The sequence below is a fragment of the Pseudonocardia sp. HH130629-09 genome (genome assembly GCF_001294645.1).
Classification (GTDB): Bacteria; Actinomycetota; Actinomycetes; order Mycobacteriales; family Pseudonocardiaceae; genus Pseudonocardia.
Genome location: NZ_CP011868.1, coordinates 590,121 through 607,263, shown reverse-complemented (window position 1 = coordinate 607,263; position 17,143 = coordinate 590,121). Strand labels below are relative to the sequence as shown.

The 17,143-nt window shown below is 73.4% G+C and carries 20 protein-coding genes; 7 read left to right on the top strand and 13 right to left on the bottom strand.

All coding sequences use genetic code 11. From position 1 onward, the window contains the following. Positions 1–69 precede the first annotated feature (69 nt). The 5 genes from XF36_RS02885 to XF36_RS02865 all read right to left on the bottom strand — a co-directional run bounded on the left by XF36_RS02885 (position 70) and on the right by XF36_RS02865 (position 3,557). On the bottom strand, positions 70–741 hold the full coding sequence (locus XF36_RS02885; protein ID WP_060710783.1) for a response regulator transcription factor: 672 nt from the start codon (positions 739–741) through the stop codon (positions 70–72). An 81-nt stretch (positions 742–822) separates the two neighbouring features. Beyond that, positions 823–1,302 carry a DUF5130 family protein gene (locus XF36_RS02880; RefSeq protein WP_060710782.1) on the bottom strand — a complete coding sequence of 160 codons (480 nt, stop codon included), beginning with the start codon at positions 1,300–1,302 and terminating at the stop codon, positions 823–825. Continuing rightward, positions 1,289–1,543 carry a hypothetical protein gene (locus XF36_RS02875; RefSeq protein WP_020626927.1) on the bottom strand — a complete coding sequence of 85 codons (255 nt, stop codon included), beginning with the start codon at positions 1,541–1,543 and terminating at the stop codon, positions 1,289–1,291. The genes XF36_RS02880 and XF36_RS02875 overlap by 14 nt, the downstream gene beginning before the upstream one ends. 11 nt (positions 1,544–1,554) lie before the next feature. Continuing rightward, positions 1,555–2,985 (bottom strand): DUF2252 domain-containing protein, encoded by a 1,431-nt coding sequence (locus XF36_RS02870; RefSeq protein WP_060710781.1) that lies wholly within the window; start codon positions 2,983–2,985, stop codon positions 1,555–1,557. Continuing rightward, positions 2,982–3,557: a TetR/AcrR family transcriptional regulator gene (locus tag XF36_RS02865; protein ID WP_060710780.1), complete on the bottom strand. Its 576-nt coding sequence runs from the start codon at positions 3,555–3,557 to the stop codon at positions 2,982–2,984. Before XF36_RS02865 ends, XF36_RS02870 begins: the two co-directional genes overlap by 4 nt. Positions 3,558–3,653: 96 nt before the next feature. On the opposite strand from XF36_RS02865, the gene XF36_RS02860 reads away from it, so the two are divergent. Next, entirely contained in the window at positions 3,654–4,583 is a 930-nt protein-coding gene (locus XF36_RS02860) for an NmrA family NAD(P)-binding protein (RefSeq protein WP_060710779.1), read from the top strand. On the opposite strand, the gene XF36_RS02855 is transcribed toward XF36_RS02860, so the two are convergent. Further along, complete coding sequence (locus XF36_RS02855; protein ID WP_202968469.1) at positions 4,553–5,902, bottom strand: UDP-glucose dehydrogenase family protein; 1,350 nt, start codon at positions 5,900–5,902, stop codon at positions 4,553–4,555. The two genes, XF36_RS02860 and XF36_RS02855, sit on opposite strands and share 31 nt — an antisense overlap. A 115-nt stretch (positions 5,903–6,017) precedes the next feature. Between XF36_RS02855 and XF36_RS02850 the strand changes: the two genes are divergently transcribed. Beyond that, positions 6,018–6,692 carry a GPP34 family phosphoprotein gene (locus tag XF36_RS02850; RefSeq protein ID WP_060710778.1) on the top strand — a complete coding sequence of 225 codons (675 nt, stop codon included), beginning with the start codon at positions 6,018–6,020 and terminating at the stop codon, positions 6,690–6,692. Positions 6,693–6,696: 4 nt separating this feature from the next. Here the strand turns inward: XF36_RS02850 and XF36_RS02845 are convergent, their stop codons facing one another. Further along, positions 6,697–7,296, bottom strand: a complete 600-nt coding sequence (locus XF36_RS02845) for a dTDP-4-dehydrorhamnose 3,5-epimerase family protein (protein ID WP_060714361.1) — start codon at positions 7,294–7,296, stop codon at positions 6,697–6,699. Continuing rightward, positions 7,293–8,255 carry a dTDP-glucose 4,6-dehydratase gene (gene rfbB, locus XF36_RS02840; RefSeq protein ID WP_060710777.1) on the bottom strand — a complete coding sequence of 321 codons (963 nt, stop codon included), beginning with the start codon at positions 8,253–8,255 and terminating at the stop codon, positions 7,293–7,295. Before rfbB ends, XF36_RS02845 begins: the two co-directional genes overlap by 4 nt. A 73-nt stretch (positions 8,256–8,328) precedes the next feature. Between rfbB and rfbD the strand changes: the two genes are divergently transcribed. From rfbD to XF36_RS02820, 4 genes are all read left to right on the top strand, one after another. Further along, on the top strand, positions 8,329–9,174 hold the full coding sequence (gene rfbD / locus XF36_RS02835) for a dTDP-4-dehydrorhamnose reductase (protein WP_168169449.1): 846 nt from the start codon (positions 8,329–8,331) through the stop codon (positions 9,172–9,174). Further along, on the top strand, positions 9,171–10,058 hold the full coding sequence (rfbA, locus tag XF36_RS02830; RefSeq protein ID WP_060710775.1) for a glucose-1-phosphate thymidylyltransferase RfbA: 888 nt from the start codon (positions 9,171–9,173) through the stop codon (positions 10,056–10,058). The genes rfbD and rfbA overlap by 4 nt, the downstream gene beginning before the upstream one ends. Positions 10,059–10,413: 355 nt before the next feature. Next, a complete protein-coding gene (locus tag XF36_RS02825; protein WP_145981235.1) occupies positions 10,414–10,704 on the top strand; it encodes a hypothetical protein in 291 nt (96 codons plus the stop codon). 2 nt (positions 10,705–10,706) lie between these two features. Continuing rightward, complete coding sequence (locus XF36_RS02820; protein ID WP_060710773.1) at positions 10,707–11,597, top strand: exopolysaccharide biosynthesis polyprenyl glycosylphosphotransferase; 891 nt, start codon at positions 10,707–10,709, stop codon at positions 11,595–11,597. Positions 11,598–11,619: 22 nt separating this feature from the next. Here the strand turns inward: XF36_RS02820 and XF36_RS02815 are convergent, their stop codons facing one another. The 4 genes from XF36_RS02815 to XF36_RS02800 all read right to left on the bottom strand — a co-directional run bounded on the left by XF36_RS02815 (position 11,620) and on the right by XF36_RS02800 (position 14,661). Then, positions 11,620–12,096: a hypothetical protein gene (locus tag XF36_RS02815; RefSeq protein WP_060710772.1), complete on the bottom strand. Its 477-nt coding sequence runs from the start codon at positions 12,094–12,096 to the stop codon at positions 11,620–11,622. Between the two features lie 82 nt (positions 12,097–12,178). Then, positions 12,179–13,462 carry an NAD(P)H-dependent oxidoreductase gene (locus XF36_RS02810; RefSeq protein WP_060710771.1) on the bottom strand — a complete coding sequence of 428 codons (1,284 nt, stop codon included), beginning with the start codon at positions 13,460–13,462 and terminating at the stop codon, positions 12,179–12,181. Then, positions 13,462–14,034: a dTDP-4-dehydrorhamnose 3,5-epimerase gene (gene rfbC, locus XF36_RS02805; protein WP_060710770.1), complete on the bottom strand. Its 573-nt coding sequence runs from the start codon at positions 14,032–14,034 to the stop codon at positions 13,462–13,464. Before rfbC ends, XF36_RS02810 begins: the two co-directional genes overlap by 1 nt. Before the next feature lie 57 nt (positions 14,035–14,091). Then, complete coding sequence (locus XF36_RS02800) at positions 14,092–14,661, bottom strand: DUF4232 domain-containing protein (RefSeq protein ID WP_060710769.1); 570 nt, start codon at positions 14,659–14,661, stop codon at positions 14,092–14,094. Positions 14,662–14,786: 125 nt separating this feature from the next. Between XF36_RS02800 and XF36_RS02795 the strand changes: the two genes are divergently transcribed. After that, positions 14,787–15,425: an acyltransferase family protein gene (locus XF36_RS02795; protein ID WP_060710768.1), complete on the top strand. Its 639-nt coding sequence runs from the start codon at positions 14,787–14,789 to the stop codon at positions 15,423–15,425. Between the two features lie 22 nt (positions 15,426–15,447). On the opposite strand, the gene XF36_RS02790 is transcribed toward XF36_RS02795, so the two are convergent. Further along, entirely contained in the window at positions 15,448–16,773 is a 1,326-nt protein-coding gene (locus XF36_RS02790) for an HNH endonuclease signature motif containing protein (protein ID WP_168169448.1), read from the bottom strand. Positions 16,774–17,143: the final 370 nt, after the last annotated feature.

Here is a 17,143-nt window from a genome sequence, read left to right as displayed (position 1 = left end):
GTTGAGAACGCGATGATAGGACTCGTCATTCTCGGTGGCCCCCGGCGGCGGCGCCGAGGGCCGAACGGGTCAGATTCCGGCGGCCTTGCGGTACAACGCGACGGCCTCCAGCTGGGAGCCGACCTCCAGCTTGGTCAGCACCGCGCGGATCTGCGTCCGGACCGTCGCCAGCGAGACGACGAAGTGGTCGGCCACCGACTGCGCTCGCTTGCCCCCCGCCAGCAGGGCGAGGACCTCGCGCTCGCGCTGGGTGAGCCTGCCCAGCTTCTCGTGCAGGTCGCGGCGCTCGTGCTCCCGGTCACGATGCAGCCGGATGAACTGCTCGCGGCGGCCCGGCGGCATGATCGAGCGCCCGGCGTGGGCCTCGCGGATGGCGCTGAGCAGCGCCGGGAACGGCGCGTTCTTCGGCACGAACACGAACCCGCCCGCGTCCAGGGCGGCGCCGACCCGGCCGGCGTCGGAGCTGCCCGACAGCACCACCACCCGCCAGCCCACCTCGCACAGGGGGCCGACGAGCCGGACCCCGTCGATGCGGTTGCCCTCCGGATCACGCCCCAGGTCGAGGTCGAGCACGATCAGACCGGGCGTGACACGCCGGACGTGCTCGAGCACGTCCGCCGCGGAACGGACCGGGAGGAACGTCGCGTCCTCACCCTCGGCGCGCAGGTTGAGGGCGAGGGCGGACCCCACCAGCTCGTGGTCGTCGACGATCAGGATCGGGCTGCCGGTGGGCCCGGTCACCGCTCGGTCCTCCCACTACGCGACATGCTGACACCTTAGAGCCGTGGCACCGATCGTGGTGACCCACGGGTGACCCCCAGTTCAGGGGCGGCTTCCGACCTGGTCCGCCAGCATCCTCAGCCCGGACAGGATCCCACCGAACAGATCGCCCTCCTTGAAGGACGCGACCATGCTCATGAGAGCGAGCTTGGCGCCGCGGTCGGGGAGGCGGACCTTCGCCTCGGCACCGGTCACGATCTCCAGCAGGCGCTGCTCGGGGCTCACGGCGACGAGCACCGCGTCGTCGTGGTGGTCGATGCGCCCGTGCAGGTCGACCGCGGTCGACCGCGCGTCCGAGCCCAGATCGCCCAGGTACAGCGCGAACCGCAGACCGGTCTCGCGGCTGGCCAGGTAGAGGGCCTCGTCCAGGCGGGTCAGCTGCACCGGGGTGAACGGGTGCGCGGCAGCGGACGGCTCGACGAAGTTCTCGGCCACCGAGAGGCGGCCGGAGTTCGTGACGACCGACCCTTCGGGCAGGTCCTCCTCGTTGCCGGTGAAGACGGCGAGGTCACCACTTGCCACCGGTACCTCCTCGGGTGTCGCCGCCCTCGGACGGGGCGGTGTCGCCGTGTCCGGCGTGCGCGGCGTGGTGCCCCGCGCCGGACGGCTCGGCGATCCAGAACAGCGGCTCGTACGGCCAGGGGTCACCCGCGTGGTAGCGGGGGCGGTTGCTCCGGTTCCGCATCGCGATCCAGCCCCAGATCGCGAAGTAGAGGACAGCCGGCGCGACCACGAAGACCAGCAGGGTTTCGACGACGGTCACGGGGCCAGAACCTAGCCGATGGCCGTGCCCGGCACCTGCTCAGGTGTCCGATCCGACAGCCGCCCGGACCGCACCGCGCGGACCAGTGCGTCATGATCGGCTTCGGTCTGGTCGGCGTAGGCCCTGGCGAAGGTCGTCAGCGCCCCGGCCACCTTGCCGCCCTTCCCCAGGTAGCCGGCGATCATCGACGCTCCCGAGGTGCGGGCGTGCCCCTTGGCGAGCAGCTTTCCGCAGACGTCGGCGTAGTCGGCCAGGGCGGTGGCGTCGAGGGTGTCGGGGACGATCGCGCCCTTCATGTCGCGGAACTGGCGGACGTAGTACTGGCGGCCGTTGATCGTCGTCCAGCCCAGGAGCGGGTCGGAGACGGTCTGCAGGGCCTGCTGGTACCCCACGACCCGCTGCCCCTGGTGGGCGTGCCACGCCTCGCCGCCGTGCACCCACGGGGCGACGACGGACCGGCGCGCCTGCTTGAGCTGCAGGAACAGCACGTCGTCGGGGCTGGAGCCCTCGCAGAGCACGAGGTAGGCGCGCAGCCCGACCGAGCCGACCCCGACGACCTTGTGGGCGACGTCGACGGCGTGGTAGCCGCCGAGGATCCGGCTCCAGTGCGGCGGCAGCGTCGTGAGGTAGCCGTCGAGGGCGGCCAGGATGCGCGCGGTGTGCTCGTCGTCGGGGTGGGTGATCAGCGGCGGCTCGGTGACGATCCGCCGCGCCCCGCCCTCCTCGGTCACGAACCGGGGCAGCGCGCGGTCGCTGGTCCGCCGGCGCGCCCGCTCGGCGGCCTTGTCGATGGCCCGGCGCGAGGTCTCGTGGTCGGCGTCCGAGCGCAGCGTGTCGACGTCCATGACGTCGAACGAGCGGGCGAGCAGCGGCTCGTCGGCGAGGTGGCGCAGGTGCTCGGCGTAGGAGGTCACGCAGCGGGTGACGGCCTCGCCGCACTGCTCCTCGGTCGCACCGGAGACCCGGCCGGCGACCCAGGTGGAGGACACCAGCCGGCGCAGGTCCCACTCCCAGGCGCCGGGGTGGGCCTCGTCGAAGTCGTTGAGGTCGAAGACGAGGTCGCGCTCGGGCGAGGCGTAGAAGCCGAAGTTGCCCAGATGGGCGTCGCCGCAGATGACGGGGTGCACGCCGGTCTCGGGCAGCACCGCGAAGTCCGCGGCGTGCAGGGCGGCGGCGCCGCGCAGGAACGCGTGCGGCGAGGCGGTCATCCGCTGGATCCGCAGCGGGACGAGCTCGTGCACGCGCCCCGCGTTCTGCGCCTCGACGACGTCCACCGGGTCGGCCCGACGCACGTCCGCCGACCACGTGGCGAGCCCGGACCGGGGCGCGACCTTCCTCAGACCCTTCCCGATGCGGTAGCGCTCCGCGCGTGGCGTCGAGGCCCGCTGCAGCGAGTCGAAGGCCGCGCGGTCCGATCCGGCGAGGACGGGGTGGGAGGTCACGCCTGCGTTCTACCGCAGCCGGACGTCCGCAGCCCCTCCACGGTCAACCGCAGCAGCCTCCGTGCGGCAGCCGGATCCTCTCCCGCGGCCGTGGACACGGCCGCGGTGAGGGCGACGACGTCCTCGGGGCGGGCGTCGGGATGCAGACCACCCGCGGCCGCCGCAGCGGCGACCAGCGGGCGGGCGACGGCACACACCCGGTCGCTGTGGCACACGGGGGCCTCCGGGGACGGCTCGGCGAGCAGGACCTCGACCATGCCCCGGGCGGACGCCACGTACTGGACGAACTCGTCGAGCCAGACCCACAGCGCGGTGGCGGGCTCGGCGCGGCAGAGCGCCTCGGCCCGGGCGCAGAGCGTGTCGACGCCGTCGGCGAACACCGCCTCGAGCAGCACCCTGCGGGAGGCGAAGTGCCGGTGCAGGGTCGCCGACCCGACACCCGCCCGGCGGGCGATCTCCTCCATCGACGCCTGGGCACCGTCCCGCGCGACGACCTCCATCGCGGCTCTGAGCAGGCGTTCCCGGTTGCGGAGGCGGTCGGCCCGTGGGGTGGCCGTGGCGTCGCGCGGCATGGGATCTCCCGGACTGCTCGACAAAACGGGGTGGTCCTCCATATCGTAGCGGACAGAAAACGGGGGGCTACTCCGTTTCAACGGGAGGAGCACGTCATGAACGCACCGGTTCTGGTCACGGGGGCGACCGGCAAGCAGGGCGGGGCGGCCGCCCGGTCACTGCTGGCCACGGGCACGCCGGTCCGGGCGCTGGTCCGTGACCCCGGCACCGCTGCGGCGCGGGCACTGGCCGACGCCGGCGCCGCGCTGGTCACGGGCGACCTCGACGACCCCCCATCGGTGACGGCGGCCGCCCGCGGCGCCCGCGGGGTCTTCTCGGTGCAGATGCCCGACCTGGAGGACCTGCTCGGCGGCCGGGAGCTGCGCCACGCGGAGTCGATCGCGTCCGCCGTGCGGGAGGCCGGCGTCGCGCAGGTGGTGCACACCTCGGTGTCCGGGGTCGCCGAGCTGGGACGTCCCGGCGCCATCGACCCCGGGGTCTGGGGTGAGCACATGGCCCACTACTGGCGGTCCAAGGCCACCGCGGAGGACGCGATCGCCGGGTCCGGGGCCCGGTGGGTCACCCGGCTGCGGCCCGCCACGTTCATGGAGAACTTCGTGCCGTGGTCGCCGTACCTGGTCGGCGGCGACGCACCGCGGATGCTGCTGGCGATGGACCCGGACCGCGCGCACCCGTTCGTCGCGGTGGCCGACATCGGGGCCGCGGCGGCCGCCGCGTTCGCCGACCCGGACCGGTTCGACGGCGTCGCGCTCGACCTGGTCGGCGAGCGCCTGAGCTACCGGCAGGCGGCCGCGGCGCTCACCGAGGCCTGGGGTGTGCCGTTCACCCTGACCGAGAGCCCCGAGCAGGCCGTCGCGGAGGGGATGGCCGAGATGTTCCTGCAGGCCCACGCCTTCCTCGACGCCCACCCCCGCGTCGTGGGCCCGGAGCGGGCCCGGGAGTTCGGGCTCGACCCCGTCGGCGTCGCGGCGTGGGCTCGGGCCGTGGGCAGGCCTCAGACGTTGCGCCTGCCCAGCGCGCGGTAGGTCCAGCCCGCGGACTCCCAGGTCTCGCGATCCAGGGCGTTGCGGCCGTCGAGCACCCGGCGGGTCTTCACGACCGTGCCGAACGAGCCCGGGTCGAGCTCGCGGTACTGCTTCCACTCGGTCAGCAGCAGGACGACGTCGGCACCCTCGGCGGCCTCCTCCGGCGTGTCGACGCAGTCCAGCTGCGACCAGTGCCGCCGCACGTTGGGCAGCGCCTGCGGGTCGGTCACCCGGACGTTGGCACCCTGCAGCTGCAGCTGCGCGGCCACGTTCAGCGCCGGGGAGTCGCGGATGTCGTCGGAGTCGGGCTTGAACGCCGCGCCGAGCACGGCGATCCGCTTGCCGAGCAGCGAGTCGTCGCACACCTGGCGGGCGAGCTCCACCATCCGGATCCGGCGCCGCATGTTGATGTTGTCGACCTCGCGCAGGAAGGTCAGCGCCTGGTCGGCACCCAGCTCCCCGGCACGGGCCATGAAGGCCCGGATGTCCTTGGGCAGGCAGCCGCCACCGAAGCCGAGCCCGGCGTTGAGGAACTTGCGGCCGATCCGGTCGTCGTGGCCGATCGCGTCGGCGAGCTGCTTCACGTCGGCGCCGGTGGCCTCGCACAGCTCGGCCATCGCGTTGATGAAGGAGATCTTGGTGGCGAGGAAGGAGTTCGCGGCGGTCTTGACCATCTCCGCGGTGGCGTAGTCGGTGACGACCTTCGGCGTGGCGTCGGCGACGATCCGCGCGTAGACGGTGTCCAGGACCTTCTCCGCGTCCACGTCTGCGTCCACACCGGACAGCGACTGGACGCCGTAGACGAGCCGGTCCGGGTGCAGGGTGTCCTGCACCGCGAACCCCTCGCGCAGGAACTCCGGGTTCCACGCCAGCGCGGCGCCCGGCACCCGGGCGGCGACCTGCTCGGCGAGCCGGGCCGCCGTGCCCACCGGCACCGTGGACTTCCCGACGACCAGCTCGCCGGGGCCCAGCACCTCGATCAGCGACGCCGTCGCCGCCTCCACGTACGTCAGGTCCGCGGCGTACTCGCCGCGCCGCTGCGGGGTGCCGACGCACACGAAGTGCACCGCCGCGCCCCGGGCGTCGGCCGTGTCCGAGGAGAACGACAGCCGCCCCGAGTCCAACGACCGGCGCAGCAGCTCCTCGAAGCCCGGCTCGAAGAACGGGACCCGGCCCGCGGCCAGCGACTCGGCCTTCGCGACGTCGGCCTCGATGCCGACGACCTCGTGGCCCAGCTCCGCCATCGACGCCGCGTGCACGGCACCCAGGTAGCCGCACCCGATCACGGAGAGCTTCAGCCCGGTGGTGGTATCCGACATGGGCGGAGGCTATCTCCCCGTCCGTGGGACGGGTCGCGCACGTCGGGCAGTGGGCGTGAGGGTGACGCTGCGGTGGCGCGACGGTGCCGTCGGCCGGGCGATAGCGTCACCGGGTGTGAGGACGCTGCTGCTGGCCGAGGAACTGCTGCTGCTCGGGCTGGATCGGCCGACCGGCCGGATCAGCGACCGGTTCGACGCCCGGGTGCTGCCGGTGGCGCTGGTGCGCGACCTCGTCGACGCCGGTGCGCTGCACCTCGACGCCGGTCCCGCGGGTGCCGGGGAGCCTGCCGACACCGTGACGCCCTCGGGCGGGGAGCCCGAGCACCCGGCCCTGGCCGCGGCGCTCGCCGCGGTGACCCACGACGGCACCGACTCGGGCTCGCGGACGGTCACCGCGGCCGCGGTGCACCTGGCGCGGACCCCGGCCGGGAGCGCGGGCGGCGCCGTCGGGCAGCTGGTGGCCGACGGGGTCCTCGGCGCGCAGGAGTACCGGCGGTTCGGCCTGTTCCGCCGGGTGCACCTGACCGAGCAGGACCCGGAGCCCGCCCGTGCGCTGCGGACCCGGCTCGCGTCGGCGCTGGTGACCGACAGCCCTCCCGGCGACCGCGACGGGCTGCTGCTCGTGCTGCTGTCGCACAGCGACCTCGCCGCGGACGTGCTGCCGCCGGAGATCGACGCCGGGACGCGGGAGCAGGCGGCGCGGCGGGCGGCGTTGCTGGCCGAGGGCGCCGCGCGGGACCCGTTCGTCCGGGCCTACTTCGCGGTGCGGTCCGGCTGGGCCGGCAACTGAGCGGCTAGCCGCGCATCTGCGCCAGGCGGGCGCGGCAGTCCTCCCAGGTGGGCAGGGCGCCCGCGGCGAGTGCCTCCTCCAGGGTGGGCGCGGCGCGGTCCTTCTCGGACAGCACCGGCTCGACCCCCTCGAGCCAGGGCAACGCGAGCACCGGGTCCAGCGGGCTGATCCCGTGCTCGGCCGCCGGCGTGTACGACGTCGAGCACAGGTACCCGACGACGGTGGTGTCGGCGAGCGCCTGGAAGGCGTGCCCGAGCCCCTCGGACAGGTAGAGCGTCCGCGGGGAGGCGGCGTCGAGCTCGACGGCCTCGAACCGCCCGAACGTCGGCGACCCGACGCGCAGGTCCACGACGACGTCGCGGACCGCACCGGCGGCCACGTAGAGGTACTTGGCCTGGCCGGGGGGCACGTCGGCGTAGTGCACGCCGCGGACGACCCCGCGCGTCGACACCGACTGGTTGGTCTGGGCGACGGTCAGGTCGAACCCGAGCGCGTCGCGGAATGCCGGGCCCTGGAAGGGCGCGGTGAACGAGCCGCGGTGGTCGGCGAACGTGGTCGCCTCGAACAGCCAGGCCCCGTCGATCGACAGCGGTGTGGCCTTCATGCCCACCAGCTCCGGTGGTCGCGGTACCAGGCCACCGTCGCGGCCAGGCCCTCGTCGAAGGGCACCCGGGGGGCGTAGCCGAGTTCGTCGCGGATCTTCGACCAGTCCACCGCGTACCGGCGGTCGTGTCCCTTGCGGTCGGCCACCCGTTCGATGCGGTCCTCCCCCACACCGACGGCCGCGAGCAGCGCGCGCGTCAGGTCCAGGTTGGTCAGCTCGGTCCCGCCGCCGATGTTGTAGACCTCTCCGGCGCGGCCCGCCGTGGCGGCCAGGGCGATGCCGCGACAGTGGTCGGAGACGTGCAGCCAGTCGCGGACGTTGAGGCCGTCGCCGTAGAGCGGGACGGTGCCGCCGTCGAGCAGCCGTGTGGTGAACAGCGGGATCACCTTCTCCGGGAACTGGTACGGCCCGTAGTTGTTCGAGCAGCGGGTGATCACCACATCGAGGCCGTGCGTGCGGTGGTAGCTGCGTGCCAGCAGGTCACTGCCCGCCTTCGCGGCGCTGTAGGGCGAGTTCGGCTCCAGCGGGTGGGTCTCGGGCCAGGAGCCCGACTCGATCGAGCCGTACACCTCGTCGGTGGAGACGTGCAGGAACCGGCCGACGCCCGCGTCCAGCGCCGCCTGCAGCAGCACCTGGGTGCCGAGGACGTTGGTCGTCACGAAGTCCGCCGCGCCGGTGATGGAGCGGTCGACGTGGGTCTCGGCGGCGAAGTGCACGAGCAGGTCGGCGCCGCCGTCGAGCACCTCCGCGACGCGGCGCGGGTCACGGATGTCGCCCCGCTCGACCGTGAGCCGCGGGTCGTCGGCGACGGGGGCGAGGTTCTCGATCCGGCCGGCGTAGGTGAACGCGTCGAGCACCCGGACCTCGGCCCCGGCCAGCTCGGGATGCTCCCCGCCCAGCACCTCCCGGACGAAACAGGACCCGATGAACCCGGCCCCCCCGGTCACCGCGATGCGCACGTGCCCTCCCCGCTCACTGTCCGCCCCCACCAGCGTGTCAGAGTCGGTCGCGACGATATCCGGAGGTGGGCGAGTGCACGCGTGTGTGCTGGGGGCGAACGGGCAGCTCGGGCGGGCGCTGGTCGCCGCCCGGCCCGATGCGGTGGCACTCGACCGTGCGGCGCTGGACATCGGCGACTCCGACGCCGTCGCCGCGCACGACTTCACCGGCGTCGACGTGGTGTTCAACGCGGCCGCCTACACCGCCGTCGACCGCGCCGAGACCGAGCCGGCCGGCGCGTGGCGGGCCAACGCGGCGGGCCCCGCGCACCTCGCCGCGGCGGCCCGGGAGCACGGCTTCCTGCTGGTCCACGTCTCCACCGAGTACGTCTTCGACGGCACCGCGCCCGGCCCGGTGCCGGAGGACGCCCCGCTGTCCCCGCTCGGGGTGTACGGCGCGTCGAAGGCCGCCGGGGAGCTGGCGGTGCGGGCGGCGCTGCCGGATCGGCACGTGATCGTGCGCACCAGCTGGGTCGTCGGCGACGGCGGCGACTTCGTCGCGACCATGGCGCGGCTGGCCCGCGACGGGGTCCGCCCCGCCGTCGTCGACGACCAGGTGGGGCGGCCGACGTTCGCGCCGGACCTGGCCACGGCGCTGCTCGTGCTGGCCGGGTCCGGGCAGCACGGCACGTTCCACGCCACCGGCGACGGCGAGCCGGTCAGCTGGTACCAGCTGGCCCGCGAGGTGTTCGCCCGCTGCGGCCGCGACCCCGGCGACGTCCGCCCGGTGTCGAGCAGCGAGTACGCCGCGGACAAGCCGCACGTGGCCCGCCGCCCGGCGAACTCGGTGCTCGACCTCTCCCGCGCGACCCGGGCCGGTGTCGCGATGCCCGCCTGGCGCGACGGGCTGGACCAGGTCCTCGCCCGGGCCCCGCGGTGAAGGGCATCGTGCTGGCCGGCGGCACCGGGAGCCGGCTGTTCCCGCTGACCGCGGCGGTGTCCAAGCAGCTGCTGCCGGTCTACGACAAGCCGATGATCTACCACCCGCTGACCACGCTGATGCTGGCCGGGATCCGGGAAATCCTGCTCATCTCCACCCCGCACGACCTGCCCGGCTTCCGGCGTCTGCTCGGCGACGGCAGCCGGCTCGGCCTCGAGATCACCTACGCCGCCCAGGAGCACCCCAACGGCCTGGCCGAGGCGTTCGTCGTCGGCGCCGACCACGTCCGCGGCGGGCCGTCGGCGCTGGTGCTGGGCGACAACATCTTCCACGGTGCCGGGTTCGGCGACCTGCTGCGCCGCCGCGCCGCCGAGGTCACCTCCGGCGACACCGGCTGCGTGCTGTTCGGCTACCCCGTCCGCGACCCGCAGCGCTACGGCGTCGGTGAGGCCGCCCACGACGGCACCCTGCTCTCGATCGAGGAGAAGCCCGAGCACCCCCGCTCGGACCGCGCGATCACCGGCCTCTACTTCTACGACGACCGCGTCGTCGACATCGCCGCGCGCATCACCCCGTCGGCCCGCGGCGAGCTCGAGATCACCGACGTCAACCGCGCCTACCTCGAACAGGGCCGTGCCCGCCTGCAGGACCTCGGACGCGGCTTCGCCTGGCTCGACACCGGCACCCACGAGTCGCTGATGGAGGCCGGCCAGTACGTCCGCGTCCTGGAGAACCGCCAGGGCATCCGGATCGCCTGCGTCGAGGAGGTCGCCCTGCGGATGGGCTTCATCGACGCCGACGCCTGCCACGCCCTGGGGGCACGGCAGGCGGGCTCGGGCTACGGCGAGTACGTCATGGCCGTCGCGGATCAGTTCAGGTCGTAGATCAGTGACTCTCCGTTACCGAATGGCTGCGGCAGTCACGCCGGCGCGACACACTCCCTCATGACACTGTGCGTTCTCCTCGAAAGAGAAGCAAAGCAAAGGAGTGATGCATGTCCCACGTTCGCCGACGTAACGTACGGAACGTGCGTGACGAGCGTGCAGATCGTACGGCAAGATCCCAAGGACACCTCCGAACGGACTAATGCCGTGCCCGCAGCTCGGCCCGTCTCTGCGATTGATGGTTACTCATCGTGACAACGCTGGCACCACCCTCCGCTACGCTCCGTCGCACGAACACGCGGTCCGCGGTGTGGTTCTCGTTGTCGCAGAGCACCTTCCGAAGGGCCGGCCGGCCATGAGCTCCGGATCGATGCAGACCCGTCGACCCGGGAGCGCCGACTCCTCTGCCGCGCCGGCGCCGGTGCGCAGGCTGTCCGCGCGGGTCTGCCTCGTCCGGACCGCGCTGGTGCTGACCGACGTGGTGGCCGTCGGGATCGCCGTACTCGTGGTCGCGCAGACCGGCGGCAGCGGAGTCGTCGCCGCGTCCCTGCTGCTGGGGGTGCGCTCGGCGGCCCGCCTGCACCGTTCCCGGCTGCGGCTGTCCTGGTTCGACGACCTGCCCGTGAGCTGGCCGCCCTCGTCGTGACGATGGGCCTCCTGCTGGCCGGGGCGATGGCCGTGCAGCAGAGCTGGACACCCGCATCGACGTCGCCGGACCGGTCCGGGTCGTGCTGCTCGCCACCCTGCTCGCCCTGGTCCTGCGCGCCGTGGTGCGTCGTCGTGTTCGCCTGCCACACCGTCGACGACGCCGCCGTCCTCGACGCCGCGATCGAGGCCCGTCGCGACGGACTCGACGTCCTGCTCCTCCCCTGGCTCTCGGAGCTGGTGCACGACCACTCCGGCGTCGAACGGCTGCGCAGCATCCCGCTGCTCCGGCTGCCCGCGGACCCGATGAACCGGCTCTCCTGGCGGCTCGAGCGCCTCGCCGACATCGTGGTGTCCGCATCGGCGCTGGTGCTGACCTCGCCACTGCTGCTGGCGGTCGCGGTCGCGGTGCTCGTCGAGAGCGGGCGGCCGGTCATCTTCCGCCAGGAACGCATCGGGCTGGGCAACAAGCCCTTCACCGTCCTCAAGTTCCGCAGCATGCGGCCGGTCGACGAGCGCGAGCAGCAGACACAGTGGTCCATCGCGAGCGACTCCCGGGTCGGCCCGGTCGGCAGGTTCATCCGCCGCACCTCGTTCGACGAGCTGCCCCAGCTCTGGAACATCCTGCGCGGCGACATGAGCCTGGTCGGTCCGCGTCCGGAGCGGCCGTCGTTCGTCGAGCGCTTCGCCACCGAGCACGAGCGCCACACCGCCCGCCACCGCGTCCCGGTCGGACTCACCGGGCTCGCCCAGATCTCCGGGCTGCGCGGTGACACCTCGATCGCCGACCGGGTCCGGCACGACAACTACTACATCGCGAACTGGTCGCTGTGGCTCGACGCCCAGATCGTCGTGCGCACGGCGCGGGAGCTGGTCCGGCGCGGCCGGCACTGAGCGGTGGCCGGGAACCGGCGGCTCAGAGCGGCAGGTAATCCGAGAGCACGACGGCCATGGCGACCGCGGCGGTGAGCACGACCAGGACCGCGGCGACCGTCGTCCGGCGGCGCACGGTCGTGGGACCCGGCGACGTGGCGGGTCCCGGGTCCGGCCACACCGGCTCGCCCGTCCGGCGGGCGGCCGGCCACGGGGCGACGCCGTCGTGCTCCCGGCGCGCGGCCGCGGTCAGCGCCGCGGCCCGGTCGGCCGTGGCGGGATCGACTCCCCCGTCCCCGGCCAGCGCGGCGAGCAGCGCGCGGGTCGCGGCCTCGTCGTCGGGCAGGATCCGCCCGCGGACGATGCCGCGGACCCGCGCCACCGGAGTCCGCAGCCTGCGCGCGATGTCGCGCTCGGACCGGCGGCCGTTCCGGTCGTGGACGGCGTCGAGCAGGTCCAGGAGCTCGCGGTGCGGGCCGTGCTCGGGCCAGGACGTCCGGTCGAAGCGGCGCAACGGCACCCGTCGCCTCCTCACGCAGGATGATCGTTCGATCACCTGTCGCATTCGGGCGGGCCGGCGTTACGCAAAACTGATGAGTCGCTCAGGCGAAGAGCTTCTCCTGCTCCTCGCGCAGCGCGTCGACGAGCCGGCCCGGGGGCAGGGTCACGTCGTCGTAGGTGAGTACGGCGTCCCTGGCGACGTCGCGGTTGAGCGTGCACCCCTCCGCCACCCCCATCGGGAGCAGCCGCTCCGACCGCGCGACCGGGGAGGCCTCGGCGACGCCGTAGGTGTCGTAGCCGCCCAGCCCGTCGAGGGTGTGCCCGGCCCGCAGGTCCTGCTTGGCGGTGGCGACGACGTCGACCCGCTGCCCGGCGGGCGGGCTCAGCGCGGCGTCGGCGAAGTCCACGGCCCGCACGATCGTGTTCGGGACCTCGAAGTGGCACAGGTGGTAGGGCGTGTAGAAGCTGTACAGCGGGCCCTCGCCGAGCTTGTACAGGTTCAGGTAGTGGCGCTGCTTCGGGTCGTCGTGGGTGCCGAGAACGTAGATGCCGGGGCCCGGCTTGGCGCCGACCACGTAGTCCACGACCCCGCCGAGCTCGCGCAGCTCGTCGACGTCGTAGGCCTGCGTCAGCTCGTCGACGTGCCCGGCGTGGTCGCGCCCGTACATGCCGCGCTTCCCGACGGTGAAGCCGAACGCGTTGGCCACGATCGCCTGCTCGAACGACACCTTGGTGCCGTCGGCGAAGCTGGTGACCATGTAGGGGTCCTGTCCCCACTTCTGGGCGAACGCCTGCTGCGTGGTGGGGGTGCGGTACTCGTCCTGCAGGCCCTTGATGTTGCCGGCGACGAGCGGGGTGACCCCGATGCCCTTCACAAAGCGCAGCAGGTTGGCCTGGACGCCGGGCTGGTCGCCGTCGGCGCCGGTCAGGACGACCCCGGCGGCGCGGGCGCGGTGCGCGAGCAGCGGGCCGACGGTGCCGTCGAGCTCGGCGTTCATCGTGACGACGGGCAGCCCGCGCTCGATGGCGGCGACGGTGACCCGCGCGCCGAACTCGACCGCGCCGGTGACGTCGACGAGCACGTCGATGTTCTCCGCCGCGAGCAGCGCGAACGCGTCGCCCAGCACCGCCGGGACGCCCTTCGCGATCATCGCCTCGACCTGCGCGGTGCTCGACACCTCGACCGGCTCCAGCCCGGCCTCGGTGTAGGCACGCACCCCGGTGGCGACGGTGCGGTTGGCGATCGCGACGACGTCCATCCCGGGGGTGGAGTTCACGATCTGGTTGACCAGGCCACGGCCCATGAACCCCGCGCCGACCAGGCCGACCCGGATGGGCCGGTTCTCTGCGGCACGCTTGGCGAGCGCGGTGTCGAGGATCAGCATCAGCGGCCCGCCGCCCCGGTGGCGACCGACGGGAAGTCGGCGTTGTCGGCCAGCAGGGGCCAGTTCGCGTCCTTGTCCGAGACGTGGTCGACCGAGTGCGGCCACGCGACGTCGAGCGCCGGGTCGTTCCAGCGCAGGCCGCGCTCCGCACCGGGGGTGTAGGGCGTCGAGACCTGGTAGATCGTCGTCGCGTCCGGGGTGAGGGTGAGGTAGCCGTGCGCGAAGTTCCGCGGCACGTACATCGCCCGGTAGTTGTCCTGGGACAGCTCGGCGCCGAACCACTGCAGATAGGTGTCGGAATCGGGGCGCAGGTCCACGATCACGTCGTAGATCGCGCCGCGGACGCAGCGGATGACCTTGACCTCGGCGTTGGGCTCCAGCTGGTAGTGGAAGCCGCGCAGGGTGCCCGCCTCGTGGTTGTACGAGAGGTTGCACTGGGTGATCGTCGGGTCGAGCCCGGCGTCGGTGAACTCCTGCTCGCAGAAGGAACGCGCGAAGAAGCCACGGTCGTCCTCGAGTCGCCTCAGGTCGATGAGAGCCGATCCGGGGAGCGGGGTCGGATGGATGTCCATGCCCCTCTTGTACGTCACGACCGTGGCTTCGTTAACCGCAGGGTGGCGACGCCCCGGTCACACCGAGCCGGGCGCCACCGGGTGGATGTAGGTGCCGGGGCGGGTCGCACCGTCCTGGCGGAGCACCGGCCCCTGGTCCCACGTCAGCGTCGTCGACGTGGTCTCGTCCGGCGCGGTCACGACGATCTCGGTCGGCGTCCAGTTGTCCCCGGGCAGCCAGGTGATGACGGTGTGCGCGGTGCCGCCCGGCTTCACGACGAGCGTGGTCGGCTCCTCCGCCGCGCGCGGCAGCGAGTAGGACGGCCCCCACTGCGGGTCGTCCGGTCCGCGCAGGTCGACGCCGCCGAAGCCGGTCATGGTGCAGGGCGCGGCCGAGGTGTTGCGCCAGACGATGGTCGTGTCCTTCTGGTCGTTGCCGAGGGTGGTGCCGACCGACGCCTCGAGGCTCTGGCTGGTGCAGCGGGCGACCTGACCGGCTTCCCCGGTGGGCTGCTGCGCCGCGGTGGTGGGCGGGGACGACAGCGCCGCCGGCGCCTGGTTCGCTGGCTCGGCCGCGCCGCCGCACCCGGCGACGAGCAGGCCGGCCGACAGCAGTCCGATCAGCAGTGGTGCGCGGTGAGTGGTCATGTGCGACACCGTTCTCCGGTTCGTCCGATCGCGCTGGGCCGTGGCGGCAAAACCACCCGGCCGTGAGGACGACCTGTGACCCGCGTCGCCGGTAACGATCACCGGCCGTCGCCGAGGCCATTCCCGTGATCGCTGCCCCGTCCCGTGTGCCGGCCCTCGACGGCCCGCGCGGCGTCGCCTCCCTGGTCGTCGTGGTGAACCACTGCCTGATGACCGACCCGACGCTGGCCGCGGTGGCGGCCGGAACGGGCCGCGCGGCACCGGGAACGCTCGCCTGGTGGCTGGCCTACACCCCACTGCACCTGGTGTGGGCGGGCACCGAGGCGGTGCTGCTGTTCTTCGTGCTGAGCGGCTTCGTGCTCACCGGATCGGCGACCCGGGACGGGTTCGGGTGGGGCTCCTACTACGCACAGCGGCTGCCCCGCCTGTACCGGGCCCGGGCGCTGCAGATCGTGGGTGCGCTGCTGCTGGTGGTCGCGGCACTGTGCCGGCCTCCGGTGCTCCGCGTCCTGGAGCGGCCGTGGGTGCAGTGGCTGGGCAGCCGGTCGTTCAGCCTGTACCTGACCCACGACGCCGTGGTGATCTCGACGGTGCTGTTGTTCGGCGGCCGGCCGCCGGTGTGGCTGACGATGCTGGACGCCGTCCCGGTCGCGTTGGTCGTGGCAGAGGTGTTCTTCCGGGGCGCGGAGCGCCCGGCGCACCGGCTGGCCCGCAGGATCGGTCGTCGTGTCGAGGGAGCGGCGCAGGTCCGGCCGGTGGCCTGACCCGGCACACCGGCCCGGGCGATCACGACACCGGCCCGCGGCCGGCACCGGCGCCGGCGAGATCCTCGAGCGGCACCGGTGGGTCGTCGCCGTGCGGGTAACGATCGTCGCCGCCGAGCAGGTCGGGACGGTGCAGGAGGTTGCGGCGCGGGCCGCCCGGTATCCAGGGCGGCGGGTGGAACACCGGGAACCCGCTGGTGAGCACCACCAACCAGTCCCCCGTGTGGATCATGCGGTGGTGGTGCGCGCACAGCAGCACCAGATTGTCCAGGTCGGTGGCTCCGCCCGAGGCCCAGTGCACGACGTGGTGGGCCACGCACCACTGGGGTGGGGCCTCGCAGCCGGGGAAGGCGCACCCGCCGTCGCGTTGGGCCAGTGCCCGGCGCTGTGCCCGGGTCGCGAGCCGGTGTTCGCGCCCGACCGCCAACGGCTCCCCCGTGCCCGCGAGCACCACCGGCACCACCTTCGCGTCGCAGGCCAGCCGCAGTGCGTCCTGCGCGGGGACCGGCGCGGCCAGTCCGCCCGCACCGAACCCGAGCAGCGCCGTCCCGGTGGCCGTGGTCAGGGTCTCCAGCGGCACGGTCACGGTGAGCGCGACCGGCTGCCCGTTCTCGATCCCGAGTCCGTCGGTCGCGAGCATGCGGCGGGCCAGTTCGGCCAGCCCGTCGCCCATGCGCTCGGCCGTCGATCGCTCGTCGCGCCCCGCTCCGGCCGGCCCGTCGGCAGGGGCCGGGGCGGAAAGCGGCGACAGGGCGGTCCGCAGCAGCGCCGCGGACTCGATGTCCAGCCAGCCCCGCGCCTCGAACCCCGCACCGTGCGGGCGCAGCGTGAGCCGGTTGCGCGACGGCGTGGGCTCCTGGGGACGGGGCCCGTCCGGGTCGAGCATCGCGATCGCGCGCCGGCCCAGCTTCTCCACCGCGTCGGGGTCCAGGCCGCGGGAGTGGTGGACCAGGTCCGCCTCCAGCGCAGGCCGATGTTCGTCGAGGTGCGGCGGGAGCGCAGCCAGCACCCGGACGATCACGCGGACGTGCTCGGGCGTCACTGCGCCCTCGGCGAACGCCGCGGCCAGTTCGGGGAGCTCGGCGTCGACCTGCTCACGGGTGATCAGGAACAGCGGCGAGAGCTTCCGGGTGGCGTCGACGCGGGCGCGGGCGGTCGACAGCGACACGTTCTGCACCGTGCGCAGCAGGTCCGCGGTGTGGCGGAAACCCCGTGCCTCGGCCAGGCCCCGGATCGCGATCTCCGCGACCAGCGCCACCAGGGCGTGGGACTCGCGGTTGATCCGCTCCTGGACGGCCGCGACCGCGAGGAGAAGCTCCTCGTCGCCGGTCTGCCAGGTTCCGTCCACGCACTCCACTATACTCGACCTAATGTTCGACTCATGACATCTGAGCTGGGCGGCAGCCGGGTGGAGACGAGCGGTCACTCCGCCGCAAGCCAGGTCAGCGCAAGTCCCACCCGTAGCAGGTGGGCAACACGAGCGGAGCCTGCCAGCCGGGTGAGGGTTTTCGCCACCGGCTCCGCCGCTGGTTGCGGCGTGCGCGCAAGCCGTCGGACCACACCTGCAGGGCATGGCTGGACACGATCATCCCCGATGGGCAGGCCAGCACCGTGAAGCTCCTGGTCGGCGGTCTCGGTCTCGACAAGCCCGGCCGTCCGCCGGGAGCTTCAGCCGTACGGGGTCACGCCACGCTCCACCGGTCTCGACCAGCCCGTCT

What these genes read in the sequence shown, in the direction of transcription:
- XF36_RS02865 (WP_060710780.1), bottom strand. Translation starts at nt 3,557, where the DNA reads ATGCCGCGCGACGCCACGGCCACCCCACGGGCCGACCGCCTCCGCAAC.
- XF36_RS02860 (WP_060710779.1), top strand. Translation starts at nt 3,654, where the DNA reads ATGAACGCACCGGTTCTGGTCACGGGGGCGACCGGCAAGCAGGGCGGG.
- XF36_RS02855 (WP_202968469.1), bottom strand. Translation starts at nt 5,902, where the DNA reads ATGTCGGATACCACCACCGGGCTGAAGCTCTCCGTGATCGGGTGCGGC.
- XF36_RS02845 (WP_060714361.1), bottom strand. Translation starts at nt 7,296, where the DNA reads ATGAAGGCCACACCGCTGTCGATCGACGGGGCCTGGCTGTTCGAGGCG.
- XF36_RS02825 (WP_145981235.1), top strand. Translation starts at nt 10,414, where the DNA reads ATGAGCTCCGGATCGATGCAGACCCGTCGACCCGGGAGCGCCGACTCC.
- XF36_RS02820 (WP_060710773.1), top strand. Translation starts at nt 10,707, where the DNA reads ATGGGCCTCCTGCTGGCCGGGGCGATGGCCGTGCAGCAGAGCTGGACA.
- XF36_RS02810 (WP_060710771.1), bottom strand. Translation starts at nt 13,462, where the DNA reads ATGCTGATCCTCGACACCGCGCTCGCCAAGCGTGCCGCAGAGAACCGG.
- rfbC (WP_060710770.1), bottom strand. Translation starts at nt 14,034, where the DNA reads ATGGACATCCATCCGACCCCGCTCCCCGGATCGGCTCTCATCGACCTG.
- XF36_RS02800 (WP_060710769.1), bottom strand. Translation starts at nt 14,661, where the DNA reads ATGACCACTCACCGCGCACCACTGCTGATCGGACTGCTGTCGGCCGGC.